This window comes from Acinetobacter entericus (assembly GCF_026168575.1).
In the GTDB taxonomy this organism is placed as follows: Bacteria; Pseudomonadota; Gammaproteobacteria; order Pseudomonadales; family Moraxellaceae; genus Acinetobacter; species Acinetobacter bouvetii.
Genome location: NZ_JAPEQW010000064.1, coordinates 1 through 4,926, shown reverse-complemented (window position 1 = coordinate 4,926; position 4,926 = coordinate 1). Strand labels below are relative to the sequence as shown.

At 39.4% G+C, this 4,926-nt stretch carries 5 protein-coding genes and 1 pseudogene; all 6 read left to right on the top strand.

The window, feature by feature from the left end; all coding sequences use genetic code 11:
• Positions 1-164: 164 nt before the first annotated feature.
• Positions 165-908, top strand: a complete 744-nt coding sequence (locus OKC24_RS19090; protein ID WP_265466226.1) for a phage tail tube protein — start codon at positions 165-167, stop codon at positions 906-908.
• Positions 909-1,230: 322 nt separating this feature from the next.
• The gene (locus OKC24_RS19085; protein WP_265466225.1) at positions 1,231-1,701 is read left to right on the top strand and encodes a hypothetical protein; all 471 of its coding nucleotides are present in this window, start codon (positions 1,231-1,233) and stop codon (positions 1,699-1,701) included.
• A 283-nt stretch (positions 1,702-1,984) separates the two neighbouring features.
• Entirely contained in the window at positions 1,985-2,371 is a 387-nt protein-coding gene (locus tag OKC24_RS19080) for a hypothetical protein (RefSeq protein WP_265466224.1), read from the top strand.
• Between the two features lie 68 nt (positions 2,372-2,439).
• Positions 2,440-3,018, top strand: a complete 579-nt coding sequence (locus OKC24_RS19075) for a hypothetical protein (RefSeq protein ID WP_265466223.1) — start codon at positions 2,440-2,442, stop codon at positions 3,016-3,018.
• Between the two features lie 58 nt (positions 3,019-3,076).
• Entirely contained in the window at positions 3,077-3,358 is a 282-nt protein-coding gene (locus tag OKC24_RS19070; RefSeq protein ID WP_131275622.1) for a hypothetical protein, read from the top strand.
• A 167-nt stretch (positions 3,359-3,525) separates the two neighbouring features.
• A pseudogene (locus OKC24_RS19065) lies at positions 3,526-4,926 on the top strand (tape measure protein); the annotation flags it as partial.

Here is a 4,926-nt window from a genome sequence, read left to right as displayed (position 1 = left end):
TGTCGGGCGTTTTAATTCTGGGGATATCGTTGGCGGTTTGAGCGAATCCCAAATTCAAGATTTATTACTGCGCGGCGTGATTGAGTCGGTTGAAGATGTGGTTGAAGCATCAACTAAAACCAAGCCTGCAGTGTCTACTAAAACGGAAAAAGAGGTGAAAACTAATGGCGAATAAACCGGATTTAATTTCGCTCCAGGGTGAGATGTTTTTAGCAAAAATGGTTAATGGTCAGCCTGCTGCGTTATTGTCGATTGGCAACACGCCAGAGCTTCAGCTTAAGATTACATCAGATTCAACCGATCATTTTGAATCCAAGACAGGCATGCGTGCAAAGGATGCCGTACTTCGCAAGCAGACAGGGGTGTCAGTTAGTGGAACGTTGGAAGAGGTCACTAAAGAAAACCTAGCTATGGTACTCAGTGGTAAGACATTCGAAATTCCAGCGGGCACAATTGCTGAAACCGCATTGGGTGCAGTTAAAATCGGAGAGATGATTGACCTAGGTACACGCAATTTGTCTGATGTGGCTTTTAAAGGTCCTGCTGATGCGGCAGTTGCTGCAGATAAATATATCCTGGATTCTGTGTTTGGAACGGTAGTCTTTAACGAGCCGATTACTGATGTGAAATGGTCAGGTAAGTCGGGCGCCATTACCCGTACTACTGTTGCCACAAATTTGGGGGAAGAATATCGTTTCTTCTTTAAAGGTGTAGACACATACCAGGGCGATAAAATTGCAGTGACACTTTGGCGCTTAGAGCTTTCACCTGAAACGGAATTCGATCTGATTCATGAAGATTTCGCAAGCTATAGCTTTGAAGGTGAATGTTTGGCGGATATCACCAAAGTAAATGATGCTGAGTTAAGCATTTTTGGCCATATCGATCGTTTTTCTACAACCAGCTAAATAGTTCAGGCACAAGAAATTCACAGGCGCAAAAGCATCTTTTTTTGTGCCCTGAACTTCGCTCTCTATTTTTTTATCAACAAATCCCGTATGAGTCGTGAGAATGATATTCTTAAAATGAACCAGGGGGGATCCTTGCAATGAGAGGATTTTGAAAAAACTATCAAATGGCTTAAAAGTGATTTAAATTCCAAAGAAAAAGGTTCTCCAGTTTACGTTGGCCATCAAAAGCGTATTTCAATCCTGCGTGATAAGAAGGATGAGTTAGAGCGCGGTTATAAAGTTTGGTGTGAAGGTAATTGATTATTTAAAGGAAATTACAATGTCATTAGTAGATTCTTATATTAGCTACTTATCAGGTTTTTTATCAGGTCTCGCATCTATTGATGGCGCAATTAGAGAAAAATGCCTCAATGTATTCGACGTTAGCTATAACAGCAATTTGTCTTTAGAAGAGAATTTCTTCACTTTCTACCCTGAGCTTAATGGGTTGGGATTTACATCTAGTATGATTGAATTTGGAGAAATTGAATCTCTTATCCAAGGTTGGATATTACGTAAGCCATTAGGACTAGAACTTGATGTAACTGATTGGAAAAGTTTCCTAGCTTTTAGAATTATGGATTATCTGTCTTGGTGCTTCAGTGATGATGTAGATTGCTCTTTGCTTGATGTCTACAGCGCTGAATTGACTGAAAAAGATGGAGTGAAAGTTAAATATTTAATCATTCCACATGAAAGCAAGGCTTTGTATATCCTTTTCCAAAATACTGTAACGATTGAAGGCGATTAGTAAACTTTTATAACCTCCTTCGGGTGGTATTGAGATTCCATTATGAATGCTTTTTTTCTAGCAAATGGAGCTCTTTCAAAAACAAAGATATTGGGGTTAAAGTGCGCCAAATTCAGATGAAATTTTTGAAAAAATATTTTTAAAGTTCCCATTCACTCAATTGTCCAGAATTTAAAAAATACTGAAACAAATAAGCAGATTAAGCTTAAAATTAAAACAGATGAAAAAGGTTTACAATTGTGATGGCAAAAATCGATTTGATAAAAAATAAAAGGGGAACTTTATGACTTGGGTTGTAGTTAGCATTATTCAGGTAACTGAAGTATTGGAAGGCGAACAAACCGAATTTCCAATTGAAGAGACCTTTGTTCTTTTGAATTTTGATACTCAAGATGAACTTAATCAAAAAATTCAGGATCAAATTGATCTTATTGATGCGGCTGGTGCTGAAGGTGTTACTTATTACGGTATGCCAGCAAAAGAATATTGTCTTGGTGTGCGTAAAATTAAAAATATATTTAATGAAGCTCCATTAGGGGAAAATGATCAACCTGGTGATAAGACTGAATTAACTCACTCATATATGACAGTTAAAACATTAAGTGACGCTAAATTACTCGCAGAAGGAAAGGCAGTACAGGTTAATTATATTGATGATGACCCTATGTAAATTGAAAGCATGTAACTAACCACTTCCACAAAACCTCCTTCGGGAGGTTTTTTTATTGAGATTACATCATGAATGATTTTTTCTTGGCAGAAGGCCGAAGCGTTACATTGCCTTTCGGTAACTCTAAAGTTGCTGTGCAGCAACTAAAAATGCATAACCTTGATGTTTGGTTTCCGGCGGCCATAGCTGTTAAAACATTTCTAGAAAAGAAAGATTATTCAGATGAAATTTTGACGAAGCTATTTACATCACATGGGCTGCAAGTTCTGCATTTACTTGAGCTTACTACTGGCAAGAAACAAGCTGAATTGATGCAGTATGTTGATGATGAGCAGGGCTTTAAGTTGCTAATCAAGACAATGCTGGAAGTAAATGTCGCATATTTCAAGGAGCCAAAACCTCGGCAGCGTACAAAGTCAGGCGATGAGCAATCAAGCTGGTTTAATGCATTTCAGTTACTTATTACAGCTGGTCATCAACATTCTGCAATTCTGCAGATGAGTTACGGCTGCTTCATGAACTATCTGAAAGCTGCTCAAAAGGTAAACATGGATGACAAGAAGCTTGATGCAAATGTAATCCGCGTAGCACACCACTCAGATAAAAAGGGCTTTGAAAAGTTCCAATCTGAGCTGTCTAAACATTGATGTAAGTTGCGGTTTTCATTTAATATGTGCTTAATAATTATATATTGAGGGTGTTAGGGTGAAGAAGTTTGTTTTAATTTTAGCGCTGTGCATGTCGGCTCAAGCATTTGCTGTTGAGATGCAGGCTGTGCGCGGCAGTTATGGTTTTGTTGAGCTTGGCGATAGCTACAGCAGATTGAGAGATGTTTTGGGGAATCCTGAATCTTCGTATGAACATACTATTCGGGATGGGAGAGGACGAGCTCATCCAGCCACCACTTATAAATACAAAGTAGAAAATGCGTACTATGCCATTACTATTGTAGATGGAAATATTTACAAGATTGATTGGGAGCGTTAAGACAGTTTTTTACTTAAATCCCATTTTAAAAACAGTCGAATCAATATTGCTCAAATTCTTAAATTAAACATTATTTGAAATTTTTCGTTAATTTCAGAATCAGTAATTCCGCTATAAGGCCTTACAGAAATGTAGGGCTTTTTTTATGCCTAAAATTTGAGGTCGCCATGTCTGGAAAAAACTTAACATTTAAGCTGATACTTGATGGTGACAGCAAAGGATTGGTTGCTGCGGCGAAGCAGTCGGAAGATGTTGCCAAAAATCTTTTTGCAACAATTGAAGCTGAAGCTGAGAAACTAAAGACAGCCTCGGCAGAAACTGCAGGCGAAGTGGGTAAGATAATACCCAATGAGCTGCAAAAAAAAGCTGACCAAGCTAAAGATAAGCTTGGTGAGGTGTCTCAGGCTGAGAGCGAGCTAAAAAATAAATCAGCAGCAACAGCTGCCGAAATGAGCGGTTTAGGCGACAAACTGCAGGATGCAGCAGCAAAAGCTAATAAAGCTGGATTTGAAATTGACAGTGCCATTCCTGGGGATGCTGTTCAGCTTGCCGAAATACTTGGAAATAAATTCTTTTTAGCCGCAAAAGAAATTGAGGCTTTGGGCGATAAATCAGTAATTAGTGCTGGTGAATTACGTGCAATGTCGAGTGCAGGCGAACAGGGGCTTGGTGAGTTAAATCTAGCACTTAAAGCAGCTCAAGCTGAATTAGTACGCCTGCAGAGCACAGATGGATCTCTACAAGATATTGAGATTGCCAAAGATCGAGTTTTAAGTATTCAGGATGCGATTAAGGAAGCATCAAGCGCCTTTAATTACTATGAGGGTGTTGCAATTAACGCAATGAAAGGCGTTGACAATGCAACCCAGTCAACCATTAATCAGGTTCAGCAGTTTAGTGCGGTTGATCTAACAGGTGTAATTGGTGAGGCGCAAACCGCTGCTCGTGCAATTGAAAGTATGGGTGATGGCGCTACAGTTTCAGCCAAGGATGTTGAGCGAATAGGGGATATTGGCGCTAACAGCATTAATGCTTTAGAAAATGAGTTACTGGCTGCCAGATCTGCATTTTCAGCATTAGAAAAAAGCAGTGAAGCTATCACACTTGAAGAAATTAAAAACGCAGGAGAAAAAGTCAAGGGGCTTGAACAAGCGGTGGATCTAACTAAATCTGCATTTAGCGAGTTCAATGTAAAAGCCTCATCTGCAATGCAAGATGTTTCCACCAGCACAGATAAAGCTGCTGCCAGTGCAAAAAATGCTGGGGGTAATATATACAGTGCTTTAGGTATTAAACCGCCCACTGTAATTAATGATGCAATAGCCAATTTATCAAGAAAACTTGAGGATTTTAAGGCCAACAGTAAGTTGCCAGCTGAAGAGGTTGCTCGCGTTACCAAAATTACCGAGCAAGAAATTGCACGCTTAAGAAATGAATTAGCTGGTGTGGAGCCAGCAGCTGAAAAAGCGAACTCAGGCATTTCGAGTTTATCAAAGGGAGTGAATAGCACTAAATTCGCAGTCAATGCCTTGGTTGGTGCTATGGCAACACTCGGTGTTGGTCTAGGC

What these genes read in the sequence shown, in the direction of transcription:
- OKC24_RS19090 (WP_265466226.1), top strand. Translation starts at nt 165, where the DNA reads ATGGCGAATAAACCGGATTTAATTTCGCTCCAGGGTGAGATGTTTTTA.
- OKC24_RS19085 (WP_265466225.1), top strand. Translation starts at nt 1,231, where the DNA reads ATGTCATTAGTAGATTCTTATATTAGCTACTTATCAGGTTTTTTATCA.
- OKC24_RS19080 (WP_265466224.1), top strand. Translation starts at nt 1,985, where the DNA reads ATGACTTGGGTTGTAGTTAGCATTATTCAGGTAACTGAAGTATTGGAA.
- OKC24_RS19075 (WP_265466223.1), top strand. Translation starts at nt 2,440, where the DNA reads ATGAATGATTTTTTCTTGGCAGAAGGCCGAAGCGTTACATTGCCTTTC.